We start from the raw sequence: 22337 nt of genomic DNA, 5'->3' as shown, positions 1-22337 counted from the left end.
CTTTGGCACTGCAGGTCGCCTCGTCAGCCACTTCTACATCCACAACGCCGACGATTCCGGCTTCGTTTGCGAAAGAGCCTGACTTCTTCAACGGCCTGCTAGGGATGCAAAACAGTAGCGTCAGCCTGTATCAGACGCTCCATCCCGGCATCAGCTACGTGACGCTGCATGCGTATGACGGCCTCTACGCCTAGCTGTGCCGGACCTACCACAGCGCATCGTCGACAGCGACCCGGAATCCGCCGGGCCGAAGCCACATGACATGCGATTTCAATTTGTGAACACATTATTCAGGAGGTTATACCTTCAGAGAAGCCTTCGTAACCCCATTTAACTCAATCATAACCTCGCGCACCGCGGGGGCATGTTAAGCTTTGGTGATGCCGGCCGAGAGATGCCGGCCGAGAACGGCGCGCAGAGCTGCCGCCTTAGAGCCGGCAGCTTTGTCCACCAGTGACAACATCCGGCGCAAGATGCCTACGGAGTCGAGACTATGGAACGTCGGCCGATGACTGCGGTTCCCCAGCTTCGACGGCTGGCAACCAGCGTGTCCGACCAGTTCTATTTGGTCCCGTCGATGCATGTCCCGGCGGCGGCCGGAAAGGCGTTTGCGGTCGAATTCGGCCGATTTCTCGACCAGACTGATGGCGTTGCTCAATCCGAGCAGTTGTTCGACCTGTTATCTGCTTTTGCCCTGAATTTTGATTGCCCGTGGATCTCTTATGGCTCTCTTGCACCTGACCAAAGAATTTCAAAGCCGGTTCGACGCAATCCAGAGGTTATGCTGAATTATCCGGATGAATGGCAGGAGCGCTATTTCGAAATGAGTTATGATAGAATTGACCCCATCATCAAGACGAGTCGAAAGCGCGCAGGCGCCTTTCGATGGAGTGAGGTGTACAACGACGCAAGCACGACTGAAGACGAACGGCGCGTTTTCGATGAGGCTGCGACGTTCGGCTTAAGGTCAGGCATCAGCGTTTCATTGCACGGCCCTGATAGCAACTTTGCGATCATGAGCTTTGCTCAACCCCGGGACCGCGAATTCCAAAATAGAGTAGTCACATACTTGGAACTTGCTGCGTTTCATTTCCATTTGAGAGTGGCGAAGTTCGCGAATGTGAATGGGTGCGAGGAAGCTCCTGACCTTTCTCCAAGAGAAAAAGAGTGTATTCTGTGGACAGCGAGAGGGAAATCGTCGTGGGAAATAGGACAAATTTTAGGAATTTCCGTAAACACCGTCAATTTCCACATAAAAAACGTAATGCGAAAAATGGATACTGCGAGCAGAACGGTCGCTGCTATAAAAGCCGTAAACTTCGGAATTATCGAATTCTAAGAAGCGCCGACATACCACTGAACTTTCCTCCGGCGGCGATGAGAGTCTCGGCCCTTTCCGTTACGCCGTAGGGCGCACGTTGAGCAACCGGCGAAGGCGCGGAGCCTTCAATCAGCGCAGCGTCGGAGCCGGTTGCGGTGATGATTCCGGCATAGACTGCCGGGGTCTGATATTTGTAATCCTCCGCTCAGTCTGTCATGGCTCAGGGGGCATGGACGAGGCCGAAGAAGAGGCTCTCGTTCAAGGAGCTCGCCGCGCATCCGGCCGTTAAAGCTCTCGATGTAGGCAATCGGCTTGCCTGGTGCTATATGATACCATCCCACGCGATGATCCTTCGACCAAACGAGGATAGCGTTCGAGGTGGACTCGGTGCCATGATCGGAGACGATCAATGCCCGAGTTGCCGCGGCTAGCAATCAACTCCGTCCGATCGCGCGCGACGCGGAGGCACCTGTGAATGAGGTGTCGGGTTATCGCGGCTAGGCACTCGCGTGTCACATCGTTGACGGTGTCAAGCACGCGGCAGCGCCGGACCCAGGCGAACTGGTCGAGCACAAAATCCAGCGAACAACGCGCGTTCGGCCGCGCCTTGACGAGGATCGGTGCCCGTGGGCCGACTGCGTCGAGCGTGAACAATTGAGTTGAAGCGACGAGCTGCTTCGGCGGGTCTGAAATGCGGCGATCAAGAGCCCCAAAAACGCCTTCAGCGACCTGAACAGGAGGGAGAAGTTGTAGCCGCTGCGGCCAGGATGGCGTTGATTGCATCGCCTTGGGTGTGAGCGAAGCAATTGCGGTAAGGCGTTGACCAACTCGATGCGCTGATTGACCAGCTGCTCGCAGGTGCGAAACACGATGGCCCGGGATTGCTGCTGTTGGGTCTTGGGCTCGATGAAGCGCATCGCTGGCCGTTGCACCGCCTCGACGATGGCCTCCGCATCCGCTGCGTCGTTCTTCTGCCGCTTGATAAATCGTCAGATGGTCATAATCCGAAGGAACGTGCGCAGATCGGCTGATTGTCGGCGTTTCCGCTCAAAATTCCTTCGCATTAACTCAGAGCGTATTGAGCCAGGCGAGCAAGCTCGCATCCTGCTTCCATGATGGCCGTACGAGCGTGAGCATCAGCCGATGCCGAAGATCGGCCCCTGGCAGGATCAGCTCGACGGGCTTTTAAGTGGCAACCACGGCAAGGCGGCGCGCAAGCGGCTGACGCTGATCCGGATTTACGAGGAGCTTCGCGGGCTCGGCTATGAACGCAGCTACGATGCGGTCCGTCGACACGCGAAGGGCTGGGCGAAGGAGCAAGGATCGGCAACGGCGGACGCCTGTGTGCCGCTGTTCTTCGCGCCGGAGAGGCCTACCAGTTCGACTGGAGCCACGAGATCGTTCTGATCAACGGCGTAACGGTGACCGTAAAGGTCGCCTATGTCCGGCTCTGCCACAGACGCATGATGTTCGTGAGGGCCTATCCACGCGAGACGCAGGAGATGGTGTTCGACGCCCACGATCGGGCGTTTGCCTTCTTCGGTGGCGCCTGCATGCGAGGCATCTACGACACCATGAAGACGGCGGTGGAGACGGTGTTCGTCGGCAAAGACCGGCAATACAATCGCCGCTTCCTGCAGATGTGCAGCCACTATCTGGTGCAGCCGGTCGCCTGCACGCCGGCGTCGGGCTGGGAGAAGGGGCAGGTCGAGAACCAGGTCGGTCTGGTGCGCGAGCGCTTCTTCGCACCGCGCCTGCGCTTCAAGACCTATGATGAGCTCCACGCCTGGCTTCTCGACAAATGCATCGCCTACACGAAGCCCATCGTCAAATCGACCGGCCGGAGCGCACGATCTGGAACGTGTTCGAGGAAGAACGTGGCAAGCTTGTCGAATATCGTGGGCCCTTCGATGGATTCCACACGGTTCCCGCCTCGGTGCCGAAGACCTGCACGGTTCGCTTCGACAACAACAAATACTCGGTGCTTTCGACCGCGTCGGCCGCCCAGTCGAGATCCATGCCTATGCCGGCAAGATCGTCATCCGCCAGGACGGCGTGGTCGTCGCCGAATATGCCCGCTCCTTCGGGCGGCGGCGACACGATCTACGATCCCTGGAATTACGTCCCTGTGCTTGCCCGCAAGCCCGGAGCGTGCGCAACGGGGCGCCGTTCCAGGGCTGGGTTCTGCCATCGGCAATGGAACGGTTCCGGCGCAGATTGAAGTCCGCGGACGATGGCGACCGGCAGATGGTGGCGATTCTGGCTACCGTTCTCAGTGACGGCCTCGACGCGGTCGAGGCGGCCTGCCAGGAGGCGCTCGACCAGAACGCCTGCTCGTCAGCTGTCATCATCAACATCCTTGCACGGCAGCGCGATCCGGCGCCGGCCGTCACCACGGACGCGCTCCGCCTGCAGCATGAGCCGGTTGCCGACTGCGCCCGCTACGACAGCCTCAGGAGGGCAAGCTGATGGAACGCACGCAGGTTCTGGAACTGATGGGGACGCTGAAGCTTATGGCATGCGCAGCGCCTACGACATGGTCATGGCAACGGGTATCAAGCGCCAGCACGAGCCGCCGAGGATCGTCGGTGATCTCCTGTCGGCCGAGATTGCGGAGAAGCAGGCTCGCTCCATCAAATACCAGCTCACCGTCGCCAAGTTGCCGCTCGCCAAGGACATCGAGGAGTTCGACTTCGACGGCACGCCGGTCAACGAGGTGCTGGTCCGGACCTTGCCAACGGCGCGTTCGTCGCCGACCAGCGCAACGCGGCGCTCATCGGCGGCACCGGCACCGGCAAGTCGCATCTGGCGATTGCCCTTGCCCGTGCCCTGATCCGCAATGGCTCGCGCGGTCGGTTCTTCAACGTCGTCGACTACCTCACCCGCCTCGACTTCGTCGTGCTCGACGAACTCGGCTATCTGCCGTTCGCCCAGGCCGGCGGGCAATTGCTCTTCCATCTAATCAGCCGGCTTTACGAGCGCACCTCAATCATCGTCACCACAAACCTGGGCGTTCGGAGAATGGCCCACCGTGACCGCGCCGACCGCGTCCCACAAAGCCTTGATGGTTCTCTCGGCCTTTGCTCGCAGCAGCGCCTTGAGTTTGGCGAAGGCGTTCTCAATCGGATTGAAGTCGGGACTGTAGGGCGGCAGGTAGAGCAGGCTCGCGCCTGCGGCCTCAATCGCGTCGCGCACGCCGGCGGCCTTATGGGCGGGCAGGTTGTCCATGACAACTACGTCGCCCTCCGACAATGTCGGGACCAACACCTGCTCGACATAGGCCACAACACGTTGCCGTTCATGGCGCCGTCGTAGACGAAGGGCGCAGTCATGCCCGTCAGCCGTAGCGCTCCGGTGAAGGTCGTGGTCTTCCAGTGGCCATGCGGCACGCCGGCCCGGCAGCGCTCGCCGCGCGGCGCTCTTCCACGCATGCGGGCCATCTTTGTGGAGAGGCCGGGGTGAGTAGGCCGGAGGGATTTCACCTGCCGGCCTCTCGCAGAACGGTGCGTGAACCTCTCGATTCACACCGCTCCCATCAGGCAAACGTATTCGTTCCGAACGCCTTCCAGTGCACAAACAGTCCTGGATTTTCCCGCGCCAGCTTTCTCACGAAGAGGCTGGCACGCGTCTTATGGGACTGAAAGCGCTTGAACTTCCGCATGATCCACGCCCTGAGCTTCCGGTTGACGTAATCAGCCAGAGTGGACAGGGCCGAACGGCTGTAGCGGCCATAATAGGCTATCCATCCGCGAAGGAGTGGATTGAGCTGTTGGGCGATTTCAGCCAGCGTCCCCGGCGTCTGCCGCGGGATGTTCAAGCTTTTGATCGTGGCCCGCATCGACTTCATTGCCGTTGGGCTGGCCGCAGGCGTGTAACCACAGAAGAACTCATCTCGCGCCGTGTGTTCGCCACGCGTCGCGGCCGGAACTGATACCCGAGGAAGTCGAACACGACATTCGGGTATTCCCCCTGCGCCTTTGGTCTTTGCAATAGACGATCTTGGTCTTTGTCGGATGCATTTGAAGCCCGCATGCTGCCAGTCGAGCACCAAGCTCCGCCTTGAGGGCTTCTGCCTGCTGCTCATTCCGGCAATGCACAAGGCCATCGGTCCGCATATCGACACCATGGAAGGTCAGGATGCGTCCGGGTCATCCACAGATCAAAAGCATAGTGCATGAAGAGATTCGACAAGATCGGGCTGACAACGCCCCCTTGCGGGGTACCGCGTGTGCGCTCGACGACTTCCCCGTTCTTCTCCATTCCATCGGCGCTGCCAGCCATCTTTCGATGTAGAGCAGAGCCCACTTGCATGTGACGCGCTTTCTGACCACCTTCAGCAGGAGATCGTGCGGAAGATTGTCAAACAGCCCTTTGACGTCGAATTCCAGAACCCAGTCATGCTTCCAGCATCGCTGACGCGTGACGCCAACTGCATCCAGAGCCGATTTTCCCGGCCTGTAGCCGTAGGAGTCTGGAAGAAAGAGAATATCCAAATCCGGCTCAATCATCTGCTTGACCACCATCTGTGCGATCCGATCGCCGACGGTGGGCACACCCAAAACCCTTTCGCCCCCACTCTTCTTCGGAATGGAGACAGCGCGAACCGGGGGTGGGAAGTACGTCCCTGAGGACACCGATTCCAGACCTTGTAGAGGTTTCCTGCAAGGTCCTTCTCGAACACCTCCAGGGTCTGCCCGTCCACCCCGGCTGCGCCCTGGTTGGCTTTGATCGCTTTGTAAGCTTCGTACACTTGTCGTTTCGCAATTCGAAACGGCTTGTCTGTCGTATCTTCTGAAGTCATCCTGTTTCCAGTTGTTCCAAACAATACGACCACCTGATCCGGCCCCTTTGCTCCGGCCCCATTACAGGGCCTTCAACGCTCATACGGGCCGATCCGCCCCAGTCTCCTGCATCGGTACTCTCGCCTTGCGGTTTGGCCCGCTTGAGCTTCTCCCTTTGCATCAGGAGCCTGGTTCCTGCAGTTCCGCGCGAATGCCTTTGTCCGACTCACGCCCCCTCAACGCCGGTCGCCGCCCGCCCTGTCATCAGGCACCCGGCGGACTTGTCCCAGGATGACGAGACGGTCCTGGTTTCGGCGACACTTACGTTCATAACGACGCGTCTTCGAAGGGTTCACTTTCGTTCGTCTTTCGGACACCCACCTGCTCGGATCTCGTCCGAACTTTTCATCCAACGCTCACCACCACGGCTCTTTACCGCAGCAGCTTGGACTGGTTTGAGACCTGCTCCTGAAAGCCGATCCCGGAGGGCCGTCCCCCATCATTCACGCAGCTTTACGCTACGGTCTTAGTTCATATTGAACTCCTTCCGCTGCTCTGCAGCACACTCTCATCGATGAACACGAGCTTCGCCGGATCGAGGTCGAGCTGGCCGTCGAACCAGTCCCGGCGCCGCTTCAGAATGTCGGGGCGATCCTGCTCCAGTGCGTGCGCGGATTTTTTTTGAATGTCCAGCCGTGGCCGCGAAGCCAGGCGCTCAAGGCGCTGCGGCTGATCCGCACCGACTGCTCGGCGACGAGCCGCTCCACCATCTCGTTCAGCGTGATGTCCTTGCGCTCCTCGATCAGCCCGACGATGAAGGCTTCATGCGCATCGAGGCTGGAGGCGTAGCGGCGGCCCTGCGGGCGTGGCGCCAGTTCGCCGATCTTCGCCCGCGCAATCCAGCGGATCGCGCTGGACACTCCCACGCCGAACCGCGCTGTCGCTTGCCGCGCCGACATGCCCTCGTCCGAAGCCTTCAAGACCCGCGACCGAAGATCCACGCTAAATTCTCTTCCCATCGTCAACCTCCATCGAGGTGGATGTTGAATCAGCACAAAACGCAGCCGTCACATCACAATCGATTCATCGATCACAGGACGTGCTCTAGATGCCTGCCATGAGCATGAACTTCAGTTCCGTGTACTCTTCGATGCCGTGACGGGATCCTTCGCGACCGATGCCCGACTGCTTAATGCCTCCGAAGGGAGCGAGCTCGGTCGAGAGACGCCCGCTGTTGATCGCGACCATACCGTACTCGAGGGCCTCTGCGACGCGCCATATGCGGCCGATATCGCGTGAATAGAAGTAGGCGGCGAGGCCGAACTCGGTGTCGTTCGCCATGGCGATCATGTCTTCCTCGCCGCTGAATCGGAACAGCGGGGCAAGCGGTCCGAACGTCTCTTCTCGGGCAACCTTCATCGACTGGGTGACGTCGGAGAGCACCGTCGGCTTGTAGAAGGTGCCACCTAGCTCGTGACGAGTGCCCCCTGTAAGTATGCGCGCACCCTTCGCCACTGCGTCGGCAATATGCTGCTCCACCTTCGCAACCGCGGCCGCGCTTATCAATGGTCCCTGGCCAATGCCTTCGGCCATGCCGTCGCCGACCTTGAGCCGCGCAACTTCAGTCGCGAGCTTGTCGGCAAACGCATCGTAAATGGAATCTTGGACATAGATGCGGTTTGCGCACACACAGGTCTGGCCCATATTGCGGAATTTCGATGCCATGGCCCCAGCGACAGCCGCGTCGATGTCGGCGTCATCGAAGACGATGAAGGGAGCGTTGCCACCCAACTCGAGCGCGAGTTTCTTCACGGTAGGCGCGCACTGCGCCATCAGGAGCTTCCCGACCGCCGTGGAACCGGTGAAACTCAGCACGCGGACATCCGGGCTGTCGCAGAGTGCCTTTCCGATCGCGTGGGCGTTTCCCGTGACGACATTGAGGACGCCGGGCGGCAGACCCGCCTCCTGACCGAGGGCAGCAATGGCTAATGCCGTGAGCGGTGTTTCCAGCGCAGGTTTGACGATGACCGTGCAGCCAGCCGCCAGGGCCGGGCCAACTTTGCGGGTTATCATCGCCGCCGGAAAGTTCCAGGGCGTGATTGCGGCAACGACGCCCGCTGGCTGACGGATCACCACAATGCGGCCGTCCTGGATGTGGCTTGGAATTGTCTCGCCATAGATCCGCTTTGCTTCTTCGGCGTAGAATTCCAAAAAGGAGGCCGCGTAGAGGACCTCGCCCTTGGCTTCAGACAACGGTTTGCCCTGTTCACTGGTTAGTTTCCCAGCCAACTCGTCGGCATGTTCCACCACGAGATCATGCCATCGGCGAAGAGTCGTCGATCGTTCCTTGGCGAGGAGCCCTGCCCAAGCCGGGAAGGCGCGCTTAGCCGCAGCAATGGCCTTCGCAGTTTCTGCCCCGCCGAAGTCGGGAACCTTCGCAATTTCTTCGTTGGTGGAGGGATTGAGCACCGACAATTCAGGCTCACCCACCCATTCGCCATCCACGAGGCATTGCGCCGACCAGCACTCTCGCGATTCGGACCTCTTGATTGTCTTGGTGCGGTCAGCGATTTCGCCAGCAGCGCGCTTCGCCAGTTCAATGTCAGGCATAATCATGTGATTCCAACCTTGGTCGGGGTGATAGTGGCTCATGCGGGGAGCGAACTCCCTCCGTTCACGTCGATGATCGCTCCAACGAATGGATCCGCATGAAGAAGTCAGGAACGGACGCATGATCCCGGAGGTTGGCGGGGCCGGCTAGCAGGCGGCCCCCGGACGATATTTCCTTGCGAACCGCCTGCTCAGCAGCTCGCGTGGTATCCGCGTTCTGGCTGAAAAAGGCCACGTCCCAACCGGCGATGCGCAGTTGGCGAACACAGGCCAAACCAATTCCCGACGAGCCTCCTGAGACAACGGCAACCTTCGTGAAAGGCGCCGTCGTCATACCAGTTCCGATGGTTCGCCAAGGGCGCCCGTGAAAAGGGAGATCGGTGGGTGCGCATCAGGATCGGTGATGACTTCGATGAGCACCGGCGTCTTCGAGGACAGAGCGCGGTCAAGGGCAGACCCAATGTCGCCCGGATTTTTGACTGTGATCGCTTCGCAGCCGCAGGCCTTGGCCAGAGCAGCATGGTCGACGGGGGCGAAGTGACAGGCTGTCGTATAGCCGCCGAATTTTACGGTCTCGGCATCTTTTTGGAAGCCGAGCACGCCGTTGTTGAGCACGATCACCGCGAGGTTGATTTCGGACCGCACGAGCGTTTCCAGTTCTCCCCAGCTATGGGCGAACCCGCCGTCTCCGACGAGTACGACAACAGGACTGTCGGGTCTTGCCAGCTTGGCGCCCATGCCGAGTGGCAAGCCCCATCCCAGACCTGCCATGCCGCGCGGAGCGATGAACCGCTGCCCTCCCCGACGTGTGCGGAGCTGGCCGACGACCCACATTGAAGAATAACTCGCGTCTGCCACGACGATGGTTTCCGGTGTCATGCGCGACTGCAGATCGCGCATGATGCGTTCTGGCCTCAACGGCGTCTGGTTGCTGCCGCTGAAGATGCTGCGATCCTGCTCGAATTGCTCCCAGGCTTCGGCGATGCGACGTTCAAGCGACACCTTTTTGGCCGAGCGATGGGACAGGTCCTCCGACAGTAGCGCGGCACTCAGGGCTTGAATTGTATTGGCTATGTCTCCGACGAGGCGGACAGACTCGTAGTTCCTGCCGATTTCGCAAGGATCGATGTCGAGGTGTACGACCGTCGACGTAGAAGGGATCGAACGCCAACTATCGGTTCCGTTCTGGTTGGTCCTAGTGCCGACGAGAAAGACGAGATCTGCCTCATCCATTAACGCGCGCGTGCGGTAGCCGAGAGACCTTGGGCCATTCAGAGCCCCAAGGACGCCGCAAGTAAGGGGCGCGCGCTCATCGACAGCGCCTTTGCCCATATTTGTTGTGAAGACGGGTAGATGGGCCATGGTCTGCAGCTCGGCGAGCGCCTTGCTCGCCGCCGGCGAAACCGCACCGCCTCCGGCCAGCACCACGGGCGACTCGGCGCGAGCGAGCAACTTGGCCACCGCCGCGAGCGCCTCGTCGCTTGGGCGGATGGGATCAAGGGGCCACGTGCCGTATTTCCCTGTCCGGCCGCGCGCGCCAGCCGGAACATTCTCGCGGAGCAGGTCGGCCGGAAGCAGCAGCACGGCTGGGCCAGGCCGGCCACTGGCGGCAGCGATGAACGCGGAGTCGACATAGTCCTCGATCCGGTCAGCCGTTATCACCCGTCGCGTCCATTTGGAGCAGGCCGAGAAAAGGGCGATGTGGTCCAGTTCTTGGAATGCGTTCCGGTCGAGCTGGTGGCGTTCGACCTCCTGCACCAAGGCCACCACCGGAATACTCGCCTTAAGCGCTTCGGATAGCGGCGGTACGAGCAACGTTGCGGCAGGCCCATTTTGGGCACACACGACGCCGACTTTGCCCGAGATGCGAGAGTAACCATCGGCCATGGCCCCGCCCATGTTTTCCTGGCGGTAGGCGATCTGCCGGATTCCAATCTTTTCGCATGCCAGAACCACCGCTGAGGGTAGGCTCTGGGCAAAAATCATCTCGACGCTGTTGCGTTGCAGTGCTGCTGCAATCCGTTCGGCTACAGTTTCTACGGACATTACTCCGGTTTCTCCATATTGTTGATGTCTGCTGCGTGTTCTTGGAGGAAGAGACGGAACAGGTCGGAAATCCTGTCGACCTCGGTCTCTCCCATCGGTGTTGACAGGCACGCGGCAGCCCCATTCGGCAAAATGACACCGTGCCGGGAAAAGAAGCGGGAGAGCGTCCTTATGACGGCGTTTTGGGCTGGATTGGTTGCCGTGTCCCTAAACTCACGCGGTTTCCGGCGCGTCGGATGAATTCGAAACAGAGAGCCGGCTCCGGTAACTGCAAACGGAGCGTCGCGTTGGGCAATGATCTCGGTGAGGTTAGAGCGCAGCCGGTCGCCCAGCCCGTCGAGGCGAGCGAACGCTGCTTTGTCCAAAGCGCGCATTGCGGCGATGCCGGCTACAATCGATAGTGGATTGGCCGAGAACGTTCCACCCTGTGGCAGGAGAGCGCGCCCGGACTTGGCGCTGAAGACCTGCATAACCTCCTCGCGTCCGCCGATAGCGCCGATGGGCAGTCCACCGCCGATTATCTTGCCCATAGTGATCAGGTCGGGTTTCAGCCCGTATCGCGCCGATGCGCCGTGGTAGCCTTGGCGCAGGTTCAACACTTCGTCAGCGATGATGAGCACGCCGTGATGGCGGCAGAGCCGATGCAGCGCCTCCAGGAAGCCCGGGTTCGGCGTTATCAGGCCAGCGCGGCTCGGCATCGGATCGATTACGACCGCCGCGATCCGATGCGCACGGGCCTGGAGCTTCTTCTCGATCAGCTCAGTGTCATTGAAGCGCAGCACAAGCGTCTCTTGGAGAACGCTTTCCGGCATACCCTTGTACAATGGCACCGAGACCGGATCATCGGGAGGTCCCCAGTTTTCCGGGCTTGCCGACTGGCTGACTTCAACCCAGTCATAGGCGCCGTGGTAGGCTCCCTCGAACTTGGCGATTCCTGCCTTGCCGGTGAAAGCTCGTGCCGCCTTGATAGCGAACATTACGGCTTCAGTGCCGGTGTTTACAAATCGAACGCGATCGACATTCGGAATCCGCTCGCAAAGGATAATCGCCAACTCGATTTCCATCTTCGTCGGATTGGCAAAGCAACTGCCGCTCGCCAGCTGCCGATAGACCGCCTCGACGACAGGTTTGAACGCATGTCCGTGGATGAGGGTCGTAAAATTCCCGTTCAAATCAAGATAGCGGTTTCCGTCGACATCAAAGAGATAAGCGCCCTCGCCTCGCTCCATGTACTTCGGAATTGGATCGCGTTCGATCGTTACCCGGCTCGTACCGTCGGGAAATACCGACAACGCGCGTGCGAACGCTTCCTCCGAGTGGGTCAAGGCCGGCGTTTCGTGCCGAACTTCTGCATTTGATTGCCTGGTCATCGATATCCCCCTCGCACCTCGTGCCATATCTCCAAGGCCGCCGATGCAAGCGTTGCCGCGACTGCGCTTTCCACCGTTTGCTCGATTACTCCCACGGAGATTGTTTCCAAGTTTCATGAATGGCATCCACGAGGGCGGCGGCTAAATCTTGAACATCGGTCTTGCTCATCGGTGTCGAGAGCGCGCCGGAGCAATTCGGCGTCATCAGAAAACCCCGTTCCATCATTGCAAGGTGGACCTTTGCCAGCGCAGTCTTCTGCAAGGCGCTCGGCAACGAGGTCCGGCAGTTTCGGATAACTTCCTGCCGTCCGCGTCGGTGATCCAGCAGCCCGCTGCTGACACAGCATAAGGGGGTTGGGGGGCGAAGAAAGGCGCAGCACGCATGCTTCCCCCTGGCGTGATCCTTAGCGCTCGTTGAAACTCGTGGCGAGACTTCGGCCCAACGACCTTTCCCCGGTTGTGGCCTAGGCTTGAAATGGGCTGCACGTCCGAACTCCTTGACCACTTTGTTGAGACGGTGACTGGATCATATGAGCCGATTAATGTCAATCAGGATCAAATGCTTCGTTTCGACAAGCATATTCACCTACTCAGCTTCCGAGGTTACGTTCGGAACTAACCTGCTGCCGGGAAACAAAGGGCCGAGCAGCGCGACTTTTCGACTTGCGCAGCCGGGCTTAAGGCGTGGGGCAGCGTACCCGCAAAAGTTCTTGCCTTCGCGCTTCGGTGGCCAAAAGATCGACTCCAACCGAATTGGAGCTGAGGACGACGCCGTAGACGTCCTTTGCCACCTCGGGGCTTACGATCTCGTCTACCACGTCGCGCTGAACGGCGATCGGATCTCGCCTGAGCGGATCTCCGAAGCCACCACCACCTGGGGAGCTGACGTCGACCCTTGCGGATCCCAATTGCATGATTCCGTATTGCGGAACGGCAATCCCTTCGCCGCCGTCCAACAACGTCACCGCGATTGTGCCTTTCACCCCGGGCTCGCCACCTGCGATGCCATAGCCGGTTGGTTTGCAGCTGCCTTCGCTGCGGAATGAGTATTCGGCGGGCTGACTGGTCGAGGCGGAATATTCAAGGCCGGTGCCGCCGCGAAACTCGCCTGCTCCCCCGCTGTCCTTGCGCATCTCGTAGCGATCTATCCTTACGGGATAGATCTGCTCGTAGGTCTCGACATTGGGGAGGTTCATCCCACCGAGGGTGCAGAGCTGTCCGGCCGCAGGGAAGCCATCGCGCCCCCGGACGGCTCCTGCCCCGGACGACCCGTTCCAGTGATACATCACGTAGGTACCGTCGTCTTTCCGTCCGGACGAGATGCAGTAGCAAGTCTTTCCCCAGCCTGCATAGCCTTCCAAAGGCATGGCGGTCGCAAGGGCGCGCCAGACGGCGTGGACAATCTCGCTCGTCGGATGCACGGTGTTCATCGTCATCGGCGCCGGCGGAAGGGCGTTTACGACAGTGCCGGGCGGTGCCTCGATCGTCATTTGCCGCATCGCGCCCTGGTTCTGCGGTACGCGCCCGTTGAAGAACGACATCACCGCGAGGAAGACCGCCGAACTCGTATTGGCAAGCGAGCTGTTCTTGAAGCCGCGGATTTGCGGCGCGCTGCCAGAGAAGTCGACATGCAAATGCCCGTTCTTTACCGTAAGGGTGACGCGAACGGGCACATCCACCGACTCAAAGCAGTCGGTGTCGGAAACATCCTCGCCATAATAGACCCCCCCGGGAATTGTACGGATCATCTCCTTCATCAGTGTCTGCGCATGATCAAGGATCGCGCTGAAAACCCCCTCAGTTTCAGAGAGACCATACTCGCGAGCGAGCGCCGCAACCCTGTCGCGCCCGGTGCGGGTCGAGCCAACCATCGCGGCAAGATCACCGTCAAGAAGATCCGAGGTGCGGCTGTTAAGCAGAAGGAGGCGCCAAAGGTCTTCACGCACACGGCCGCGCTCGAAGAGGCGGAGGACGGGAAGCCGGATGCCTTCATGAAAAATCTCGGTCGCCGCCGCATTGTAGGTTCCCGCCGCACCCCCACCTATGTCGGATTGATGTGCCCTGTTGCTCGCAAACCCAAGAAACCTGTCATCGACGATGATCGGGCGGATTATCGTCCAGTCCGGGAGATGGTTACCTCCCGCCTCATATGGGTCGCTCAGGAGGAAGAGGTCGCCGTCGTGAAGATCACCGCCATAGTCGCGAAGTACCGCGCGAACAGCAAAGTCCCCACCCCCCGTGTGGATCGGAAGACCGTCGGCGACGGATAGCGCATCGCCTCGGGCATTGCTCAGAAAGCAAGAGAAGTCGTGGCTCTCGCTGAAGATCGGGCTCTGCGCGGTTCGCGTCATCGCCCAGCCCATGTAGCGAGAGATGTGATCCAAACGCTTCTGCACCAGCGTCATCGTGATCGGGTCGACGGCCATGGTCATCACTCCGAAATAGAAAGTTGAATAGAATAGTTTCCACCCTCATCGACCAACAGCATGTCTGCCGCGCCGAGGAGAATGGTCGTCGTCAGTTCCTCGATGACGGCGGGGCCTGTTATCGTCGACCCGGGACTTAGCTTCGAGGGAGAGAACACGGGCGCATCGACGAAGCCAATGCGAGTGTCGATCCATATGCTACGGGTGCTGCTTGCCTGCGGGCTTTCAGCGGTCGCGCCGGTGGCTTCCAGCGCGAGCGCGGGGAACCGGCCCTTGCCGATAAGATGAAAGGCTACGATTTGTACCTCATTGCGTTCCTGCACGTAGCCGTAGATGCTCGAGAACTCTTCCTCGAAGCGATGCCGCAGCGTCTGCTTACTGTCCGTACCACCGAAGAACGGCACGCGCACTGTCCACTGTTGGCCGCGATATCGCAGATCCAAGAAGCAATCGATGACGATTGCCTCGCTGGAGAAGCTTTCAAGAAGCCGGCCGCGTTGTTCGTCCTCACGCTCGGCAACCTGCTCGGAAATCCGCGCAAGCGTCTCATCCGAAAGCTCGACCATGCAGGATTGAATGAGGTCGTGACGAATATTGGAATTGCACATTCCAAACGCGCAGAAGACGCCGGCAAGCCGGGGCACGAACACCGACCGGCATCCCAGAAGCCGAGCGACTGCCACACCGTGGAGTGCTCCGGCGCCTCCGCAAGCAACGAGCGTCAGGGCGTGAGGGTTGACGCCGCGCTCGCTAGACATCCGCTCCATTGCATGCAGCATGTTCTGTTCGGCGAGGCGGATGATGCCGATCGCTGCCTCTTCCACCGTCAGACCCAGCGGTTGCGCCACGTGCTTGGCGATCGCTTCATGCGCGAATTCCGAGCGGATGTTGACCGATCCGTCCGCGTAGGCGCCGGGCCGCAGCCGCCCTAACACCACGTGGGCATCGGTGACCGTGGCCATCGTTCCCCCAAGCCCGTAGCAGGCCGGGCCCGGGCGCGAGCCGGCACCCTGCGGTCCGACTTGGAGCATGCCGCCAGCATCGACATAGGCGATCGTGCCGCCACCGGTGCCGACCGTATTGATTTCAACGCTCGCCGTGATCGCCGGGTACCCGGCGATGTCAAGCCGGGTGGTCTCACCAACCTTTCCCCGGTCATAAAGCATAACATCGCAACTCGTCCCGCCAATCTCCATAGTGACGAGACCGCCAAGACGATCTTTCCCAGAGAAATAGTCCAGCGCGCCGACACCAGCGGCCGGCCCTGAGAGGAGCAAGGAAACCGGGCGCTGTTCTATGTCGTCTATAAAGGCCGCGCCTCCGTTGCTTTGAACGAGAAGAAGCCTATTCGACATCCCGAGTTCACTGAGGCGTTCGTCGAGCTGTCGGAGATAGGGAACGACCCTTGGACCAATATAGGCGTTGACGACAGCCGTCGAGGAACGTTCGTACTCGCCCATGACCGCCGCGAGCTTCGCCGATCCGCAAACAAAGCAATCCGGCATCGCCTCGCGAAGGTAACGAACGCAAAGTTCTTCATTGGCATCATTAAGGTAACTGTTGATGAAGCAGACTGCCACCGCCTGAACGCCGGCCGCCTTGAAACGTACGATGGCGTCATCGAGATCTGCCCGATCGACTTCAGTTTCGATACGTCCGTCCTTCAGCACCCGCTCGGTTACCGGCCTGCGCAGCCAGCGTGGCACTAGCACATCGGGCCACGGCGTCCGATAGTCCCATACGTTCTCGCGAAAGCCGCGGCGGATCTCGATTGCATCGCGGAAGCCTCGAGTAACGAGCATACCCGTCCGGGCACCCTTTCCTTCGAGAAGCGTGTTGGTGGCGACGGTGGTGCCATGGACGAAATGGGTGCATGCCGACAGGAATTCCCGGATCGTAAGACCCTGGCTCTCCGCCAGCGCGGAAACCCCGGCAAGTACACCCACGGAAGGATCGTCTGGCGTAGATGCGGTCTTATAAATGAGAATGCCGGAACGGGAGCCGACGGCGACGACATCGGTGAAGGTGCCTCCGACATCAATTCCAACTCGCCAAGTTTCTTTCGCCACTTCCTTTTCTCCTACGGATTGTTCTTCGAGCGGTGGTGACATGCGAGCTCCGCTAGCCTCCGCACAAATCTGGAATGTTTCTGCCGACATGTTGCGTTTGTAAGATCCATCAAAAAAAGACCGTCGACAAAGGAAGGACCATGTCAGGAATGCAGAAAACAAGCCGATTGATATGATCATCATCCCATCGACAATCGCGGGGAACCGCTCAAGCGCGACACTTCCCTGCTTCCCCGAATTCGCCACTTGAACTGCTCCGCCGCGGCGCCGTCGGCCCGCTTCACGATCCTTTTTGCCAACTCGTTCCCGTGCAGCTCCTGCGTCCGACCCACTTCCGTGGGCTTGAGGCACTCCATTTTGCCGTTCGAAGACGCTCTCGGACTGCGGCAGGATCATTGGATCATACAGTTCAGAGGTTCGTCAATATGGATCAATTGCTTCCACATGAGAATCGTGGCAGCGTATGATCAGCAATGCGGATCGTAGGTTCATGAATCCCAAACCGTCCGACATAGACGCGAAGTTGCGGCAACTCATGCCGGAGGCTCGTGGGCCTGCGGCTGCCGCCATCCAGTTCCTTATTGCGCACCGCGACGAGATACCCTTTCGCTCCATGCGCGAGCTTGCTAAGCGCGCCCGGGTGCCTTCGGTAACGCTGGTGCGGTTGGCGCAGAACCTTGGCTTCAAGGGTTTCGATGAATTCCGCGAGGTCCATATTGCTGAATTGATCAACGGTCAGGGCAGCAATAGAGGCCGCGCTGCGGAGCTTGTTTCCCTTGGCCAGAAGGAAGGTGCAGTTGGTTTTGCTGCACAGTTCGCTGAGCGTGAAATCGAGGTGCAAAGAGCAGCGGTCACTGCGCTGAGCGAGAAGCAGCTTGAAGCAGCGGTACAGGCATTGGTCGAAGCCTCCCGGGTCTATGTGATCGGCCGCCGCCCCTTCTTTGCCCCCGCCTATTCGCTTTCCTATTCGTTGCGGAAGGCCAAACCAAACACTCACCTGCTTGACACTGGTGGGGGATCAGGATTGGAACTCGATGACCTCACGCAAAATGACGTGGTCATCGGGTTTACTTCCTACCCCTATAGCCGGGTCACCTTTGACGTGGCGAAAAATGCGAGAGCCCAAAGAGCGACGGTTATTGCCGTCACCGACAGTGAGAACGCTCCAATTGCACGGTTTGCGGATCATCTTTTCCTCATGACGGCGCGAAGTTACGTCTTTCCAGACTCCGTCGCCGGCGCTTATGTTGTCGCGAACATTCTTGTCGCGCTCACGGTCTCAAGATTGGGCGCAGACGCATTAGCGCGCATCCAGCGCAATGAGCTGGAAATCCGCGAAACGGGAGAATATATGGCCGAACCCGCACGGCGCTCAAAGGCCTCAAGGCGCTAGACATAGATTTCTGTTCTTGAGCCGGATAAGCGATCTTTTCTGACGAGGTGGCTCAGTCGCAGTGCGATGGAGCGCGCCCGCCGCGCGCATGCAATTGGCGATTCCTGCCCCAGGCTAGATGTTTGTTTCCAGGCTTTGCTGGTGCATCATTTTCGCACGAATCAAAGGAAGCGCTATGGGCCAGGTTCTTCATGGGAGCGCAACGACGACAGAGGCGGTCCGTCGAGCAATACAAAATAGCCACGTCAGGACGGCGCCCGCTGATCAAGGGTTTGTTTTCAGCGATGAGGTGGTCGCGGGTGCGGTCATTTCTCCGGCCCGCGGCTCGTGACGTAGCCGGCGGGGCGCCAATGCCCCGAAACCTCGACCCGCGAACTCCGCCTTCCCATCACGATGGCTCACCGCCGGCGCCCGACGAGGTTTGTCAAAAAGCACCACAACGGCGACTACATCGCCACTTCAGGCCGCCAAAAGCCGATCACTGTGCAGCAATGCGGTTAAACGGTGCAACAGATCCTGCAAGTACATTTCACACAATTTTTGCAACTGCAAATCGCTGACAATGGTACGTTCACCCCAAAGTTAAAGGTCGGGCACGGATAAAAGCGAAGCCCTGTCTACGCTCGGACCGAGCGCACAGCACGCAAAGGAGGGTCACCGCCAATGAAAAGAAGAGCGCTCATCATGCTTGAAGGCCATGCGCGTACTGGTCTGCTATTCGTCCAAGCGGCCCAGCGTCTTGGTCTTCACCCAATTACCCTGTCGACTGATCCAGCTAGTTACGACTATCTTGCGGCGGAAAGCATTGAGACAATCCGTGTCGATACAGACAATCTCGATGCGCTGATCCACGAATGTTCCCGCCTGCGTGCGACCTATGACATTGCTGGCATCACGGCCGCCGAGGAGGAGGTCTATGCGACAGTTGGCAAGCTCTGCCGACACTTCAATCTGCCGGGACCGAACCCAGCATCGATTGAACGATGCTGCGACAAATTCGTTCAACGTCGACTCCTCGCGGAAGCCGGCGTTCCAGTACCTGCTTATCGCTTGGCAGCGAATGCGACGGATGTAGAAAGCTGTGCCGTTGAAATCGGCCTGCCGGTGATTCTTAAGCCAGCCGTAGGCACCGGCAGCAGCGGTGTCCGATTGTGCCGCAATGTCGAAGAGGTAGCTGAACATACGGCTTTTCTGTTGGGCGGAAAGCACCTATGGCGGACCTCGCCGAGGATACTGGTCGAGGAATTCGCACAAGGCCCGTACTATAGCGCTGACGTTATGGGAAACGAGGTCGTTGCGATTGCCGCCGCTGAGTTCGGCGCCCCGCCACATTTTGTGTTTCGTGCGTGCTCCTATCCTCCCCAGCTGGGTAATGACGCATATGAGCGACTCGTCGACGTTGCCTTGAAGTGTTTGCTAGCTCTTGGGCTTGGCTGGGGGCCGACCAACATTGAGTTCCGGTGGACGAAGCGTGGCCCGGTCGTCATTGAAGTCAACCCGCGTTTGGGTGGTGGAACCGGTCCTCAACTGGTTCGGCTCGCTTACGGTGTGGATCTCATCGCTGAACACATCAAGCTTGTCATCGGCCAAGGATGGAATTTGCGTAAAAAGCGTTCGCAAACTGCGGCTGTGCAGTATCTAATTCCTGATCGCGATGGCATCCTCGATTGGATCGATGGCGACGGTCGGACCACTGCTATACCCGGTGTTTCCGAGGTGAAGTTTTATGTTGACCCCAAGACACCGATCATGAGAAAGGGCGATCACCGAGACCGCATTGGACATGTCATTGCCGTTTCACCCAACAGTGCCCAGACCGAGGCTCTACTTCAGCGTGCCGTCGACTTAATCAGCTGGTCGATCTCACCATTTCCGACCCTTGATAAACAAGGACAATCAGCAGCCCACCGCCTCCCCGCACCAACGGAGGTGGCGCGAACGTCGCCGGCAGGAAAGCCGGCCGATCGCGGAGCCACTTGAGGAATGGATGCGGGCCCGAGCGGACCAAATTGTCCCGAAGCTCTCCGGTTGCTGAGCCAATCGACTACATGCTGAAGCGCTGGGGGGCACGATCTTCCTCGATAGCCGGATCTGCCTACGGGGCTCGGCATGAGCGAAGCGCGTACTAGGGCTCGCCACTTGGCATATCTTCGGCGCGGCGCGCCGTGCCTTTTAGAATGGAGGTCAAAGTGACTACAGGATCCTCGAAAATTGCGCTCGTGACCGGCGGAAGCACGGGCATCGGCGCCGCCACCTGCCGGCTTCTCGGCGAACAGGGGTGGACTCTCGGCGTCAACTATCGATCCGATCGGACACCGGCAGACCATGTCGTAGCGGATATCGAGCGGGCCGGCGGCAAGGCCATTACTGTACAGGGCGATGTCGCGAACGAGGCCGAGGTAGCGCGAATGTTCGGTACCCTGGACCGTGAGTTCGGGGCGCTGACCGCTCTCGTAAATTGTGCCGGCATCGTCGGCAGGCGGGGGCGTTTCATCGATTTAGATGCTGCCGGTATTCGTCAAGTCATTGGAGTCAATCTCCTCGGGACGATGTACTGCTCGCTCGAGGCGATCCGACGCATGTCGACGCGGCGCGGGGGCCAGGGCGGTGCGATCGTCAACATCTCGTCCGGCCTGTCGAAGACTGGCGGTGCCCTGTCACCCGACCCGGTCTTCCAGCCTGATCCGGACGGTAAAGCCTCGGGAGGACGAGTGCCTTATTCGACTTCGAAGGGCGCCATCAACTCCTTCACTGTGGCACTCGCCCAGGAGGTCGCGCGCGAAGGCATAAGAGTCAATACGGTAAGCCCAGGGCCAACACGAACCGAGCTTCCCGACCCCATTCAGATTGCCGAGGCCGAGGTCACGATCCCGATCGGCCGGGCCGCCTACCCGCGGGAGATTGCCGAGGCGATCGCTTGGCTTCTGTCCGATAACGCGAGCTATGTTGCCGGGGCCTATCTGCGCGTTGGAGGTGGACGAATTGGATAGGACAGGATGCCGCAGAGCAGGCTATTGAAGAATGCGCTCGCGCCGTCGCCCCGATGCGACACGGCATTGCTCGCCGACGGGCAGCGCCATATAGAATCCGAGCGCTTCGTTTTCCTGGTCGAGACCGGGGGCCACGACCGCCATGACCCGCAGATATGGCTGGGGTGTCCGTGGCCTAGTCGATGCAGCCCCATTGTCGGAAAACTTCTGCAAATGGTGTGGCACACTCGGCGCCAGCGGCCAGCCAGAAGGGCGTGTCGTTGGCGAGTGCAACGACCTCCTCCTCGGACCGGCAGGAGCAGACTGGGGCGAGGTCTCCTCGTGCGTAACGAACATCATCTTGGTAACGCCCGACAGGACAGTCGGCTCATAGAAGCTGCGGGCGAGGGCATGGCGCTTGCCGCCGATGATTATCCTGGCGCCGTTGGCGACAGCGTCGGCAACGTGACGCTCGACTTTTTCGACCGCACGCTGATTGATGAGCGGCCCCTGCACGACGCCGACCTCGACGCCGTTGCCGACCTTGAGTTCGGCAACCCTGCCGGCGATCCTCTCGACGAAGGCGTCATGGATTCCTTCCTGCACAAAAAGCCGATTGGTGCAGACACATGTCTCCCGATGTTGCGGCACTTGGCCGTGATCGCGCCGGCCACCGGCGCCTCGAGATAGGCATCGTCGAAGACGATAAAAGGGGCATTACCGCCGAGTTCGAGCCCGACCTTCTTAACCGTCTATGAAGCCTGTTGCATCAGGAGCTTGCCGACCGGCGTCGAGCCGGTGCAGCTGATGAACCGCACCGCTGGATGCGAAGTCATTACCATGCCAATCGCGATCACATGGCTGTCACGACGTTGAGCGCGCCTCTGGGAAAGCCCGCCCGCTCGGCGAGCGCGGCCAGCGCCAGTGCGGTCAGCGGCGTGTCAGGCACGGGCTTGATCACAAAAGTGCAGCCCGCCGCCAGGCCCGCCGAGCATTTGCGCGTGATCATCGCAGCCGGGAAGTTCCAGGGCGTGATCGCGGCGCAGACGCCGACTGGCTGCTTCTGCACGATGATGCGCGAGCCCGGAAACGGCGACGGAATGGTCCATAGATGCGCTTGGCCTCCTCGGCGTAGAACTCGACGAAGGCGACCTCTCCGCGCGCCTCGTCCAGCGGCTCGCCCTGCTTGGCGGTCATGATCTGCGCTAGGTCATGATCAACTCGAACCAAGTGCGCAGGATCTGCGAATGATCAGAACGATGAAATTGCTCTGGAAATCGAGATAGGAGTTCTCGTTGACGTCTAACGTACGCTCCCTTTCCGGATTTCTGATAAAAGGGCGCCTCATGGAC

12 protein-coding genes and 8 pseudogenes are annotated in these 22337 nt (G+C 59.7%); 7 read left to right on the top strand and 13 right to left on the bottom strand.

What is annotated here, in order from left to right:
- Both NKH23_RS32525 and NKH23_RS32520 read left to right on the top strand, forming a co-directional pair.
- A partial coding sequence (locus tag NKH23_RS32525) for a hypothetical protein (RefSeq protein ID WP_353036457.1) occupies positions 1-194 on the top strand: 194 nt, incomplete at its 5' end.
- Positions 195-508: 314 nt separating this feature from the next.
- Entirely contained in the window at positions 509-1339 is an 831-nt protein-coding gene (locus NKH23_RS32520; RefSeq protein WP_353036455.1) for a LuxR family transcriptional regulator, read from the top strand.
- On the opposite strand, the pseudogene NKH23_RS32515 reads toward NKH23_RS32520, so the two are convergent.
- Together NKH23_RS32515 and NKH23_RS32510 are read right to left on the bottom strand one after the other, a co-directional pair.
- Positions 1326-1960: pseudogene (locus tag NKH23_RS32515) on the bottom strand (DDE-type integrase/transposase/recombinase); the annotation flags it as partial. The gene NKH23_RS32520 and the pseudogene NKH23_RS32515 overlap by 14 nt on opposite strands.
- A 173-nt stretch (positions 1961-2133) precedes the next feature.
- Positions 2134-2307 (bottom strand): annotated as a pseudogene (locus NKH23_RS32510) (IS110 family RNA-guided transposase); the annotation flags it as partial.
- 136 nt (positions 2308-2443) lie between these two features.
- On the opposite strand from NKH23_RS32510, the pseudogene istA reads away from it, so the two are divergent.
- Both istA and NKH23_RS32500 read left to right on the top strand, forming a co-directional pair.
- A pseudogene (istA, locus tag NKH23_RS32505) lies at positions 2444-3784 on the top strand (IS21 family transposase); the annotation flags it as partial.
- A 5-nt stretch (positions 3785-3789) separates the two neighbouring features.
- Positions 3790-4370, top strand: a pseudogene (locus NKH23_RS32500) (ATP-binding protein); the annotation flags it as partial.
- Here the strand turns inward: NKH23_RS32500 and NKH23_RS32495 are convergent.
- The 10 genes and pseudogenes from NKH23_RS32495 to NKH23_RS32450 form a co-directional block, all read right to left on the bottom strand.
- Positions 4355-4770, bottom strand: a pseudogene (locus NKH23_RS32495) (IS630 family transposase); the annotation flags it as partial. The pseudogenes NKH23_RS32500 and NKH23_RS32495 sit on opposite strands and share 16 nt — an antisense overlap.
- Positions 4771-4856: 86 nt before the next feature.
- The gene (locus tag NKH23_RS32490) at positions 4857-5369 is read right to left on the bottom strand and encodes a group II intron maturase-specific domain-containing protein (protein WP_353036453.1); all 513 of its coding nucleotides are present in this window, start codon (positions 5367-5369) and stop codon (positions 4857-4859) included.
- A 32-nt stretch (positions 5370-5401) separates the two neighbouring features.
- Positions 5402-5874: pseudogene (locus NKH23_RS32485) on the bottom strand (reverse transcriptase domain-containing protein).
- Positions 5875-6654: 780 nt separating this feature from the next.
- Positions 6655-7121: pseudogene (locus NKH23_RS32480) on the bottom strand (transposase); the annotation flags it as partial.
- 85 nt (positions 7122-7206) lie between these two features.
- Positions 7207-8754 (bottom strand): NAD-dependent succinate-semialdehyde dehydrogenase, encoded by a 1548-nt coding sequence (locus NKH23_RS32475; RefSeq protein ID WP_353036451.1) that lies wholly within the window; start codon positions 8752-8754, stop codon positions 7207-7209.
- A 22-nt stretch (positions 8755-8776) separates the two neighbouring features.
- Entirely contained in the window at positions 8777-9046 is a 270-nt protein-coding gene (locus tag NKH23_RS32470; RefSeq protein ID WP_353036449.1) for an SDR family NAD(P)-dependent oxidoreductase, read from the bottom strand.
- Positions 9043-10758: an acetolactate synthase catalytic subunit gene (locus NKH23_RS32465; RefSeq protein WP_353036447.1), complete on the bottom strand. Its 1716-nt coding sequence runs from the start codon at positions 10756-10758 to the stop codon at positions 9043-9045. The genes NKH23_RS32470 and NKH23_RS32465 overlap by 4 nt, the downstream gene beginning before the upstream one ends.
- Positions 10758-12128, bottom strand: coding sequence for an aspartate aminotransferase family protein (locus NKH23_RS32460; protein ID WP_353036445.1), 1371 nt, complete (start codon positions 12126-12128; stop codon positions 10758-10760). Before NKH23_RS32460 ends, NKH23_RS32465 begins: the two co-directional genes overlap by 1 nt.
- Positions 12129-12805: 677 nt before the next feature.
- Positions 12806-14554: a hydantoinase B/oxoprolinase family protein gene (locus NKH23_RS32455; protein WP_353036443.1), complete on the bottom strand. Its 1749-nt coding sequence runs from the start codon at positions 14552-14554 to the stop codon at positions 12806-12808.
- A 5-nt stretch (positions 14555-14559) separates the two neighbouring features.
- Positions 14560-16665 (bottom strand): hydantoinase/oxoprolinase family protein, encoded by a 2106-nt coding sequence (locus tag NKH23_RS32450; protein ID WP_353036441.1) that lies wholly within the window; start codon positions 16663-16665, stop codon positions 14560-14562.
- 448 nt (positions 16666-17113) lie between these two features.
- On the opposite strand from NKH23_RS32450, the gene NKH23_RS32445 reads away from it, so the two are divergent.
- From NKH23_RS32445 to NKH23_RS32435, 3 genes are all read left to right on the top strand, one after another.
- Positions 17114-18016, top strand: a complete 903-nt coding sequence (locus NKH23_RS32445; protein WP_353036439.1) for a MurR/RpiR family transcriptional regulator — start codon at positions 17114-17116, stop codon at positions 18014-18016.
- Positions 18017-18679: 663 nt separating this feature from the next.
- Positions 18680-19996, top strand: a complete 1317-nt coding sequence (locus NKH23_RS32440) for an ATP-grasp domain-containing protein (RefSeq protein WP_353036437.1) — start codon at positions 18680-18682, stop codon at positions 19994-19996.
- A gap of 197 nt (positions 19997-20193) precedes the next feature.
- Positions 20194-21006, top strand: a complete 813-nt coding sequence (locus NKH23_RS32435) for an SDR family oxidoreductase (protein ID WP_353036435.1) — start codon at positions 20194-20196, stop codon at positions 21004-21006.
- Between the two features lie 235 nt (positions 21007-21241).
- Here NKH23_RS32435 and NKH23_RS32430 read toward each other — a convergent pair.
- Positions 21242-22232, bottom strand: a pseudogene (locus tag NKH23_RS32430) (aldehyde dehydrogenase family protein); the annotation flags it as partial.
- Positions 22233-22337 lie beyond the last annotated feature (105 nt).

The organism is Mesorhizobium sp. M1328, assembly GCF_040318075.1.
Lineage (GTDB): Bacteria > Pseudomonadota > Alphaproteobacteria > Rhizobiales > Rhizobiaceae > Mesorhizobium.
The sequence above is the reverse complement of the archived record's forward strand: the minus strand, read 5'-3'. Positions and strand labels throughout refer to the sequence as shown.

What these genes read in the sequence shown, in the direction of transcription:
- NKH23_RS32475 (WP_353036451.1), bottom strand. Translation starts at nt 8,754, where the DNA reads ATGAGCCACTATCACCCCGACCAAGGTTGGAATCACATGATTATGCCT.
- NKH23_RS32455 (WP_353036443.1), bottom strand. Translation starts at nt 14,554, where the DNA reads ATGGCCGTCGACCCGATCACGATGACGCTGGTGCAGAAGCGTTTGGAT.
- NKH23_RS32435 (WP_353036435.1), top strand. Translation starts at nt 20,194, where the DNA reads ATGGAGGTCAAAGTGACTACAGGATCCTCGAAAATTGCGCTCGTGACC.
- NKH23_RS32465 (WP_353036447.1), bottom strand. Translation starts at nt 10,758, where the DNA reads ATGTCCGTAGAAACTGTAGCCGAACGGATTGCAGCAGCACTGCAACGC.
- NKH23_RS32470 (WP_353036449.1), bottom strand. Translation starts at nt 9,046, where the DNA reads ATGACGACGGCGCCTTTCACGAAGGTTGCCGTTGTCTCAGGAGGCTCG.
- NKH23_RS32520 (WP_353036455.1), top strand. Translation starts at nt 509, where the DNA reads ATGACTGCGGTTCCCCAGCTTCGACGGCTGGCAACCAGCGTGTCCGAC.
- NKH23_RS32460 (WP_353036445.1), bottom strand. Translation starts at nt 12,128, where the DNA reads ATGACCAGGCAATCAAATGCAGAAGTTCGGCACGAAACGCCGGCCTTG.
- NKH23_RS32440 (WP_353036437.1), top strand. Translation starts at nt 18,680, where the DNA reads ATGAAAAGAAGAGCGCTCATCATGCTTGAAGGCCATGCGCGTACTGGT.
- NKH23_RS32450 (WP_353036441.1), bottom strand. Translation starts at nt 16,665, where the DNA reads ATGTCACCACCGCTCGAAGAACAATCCGTAGGAGAAAAGGAAGTGGCG.
- NKH23_RS32445 (WP_353036439.1), top strand. Translation starts at nt 17,114, where the DNA reads ATGAATCCCAAACCGTCCGACATAGACGCGAAGTTGCGGCAACTCATG.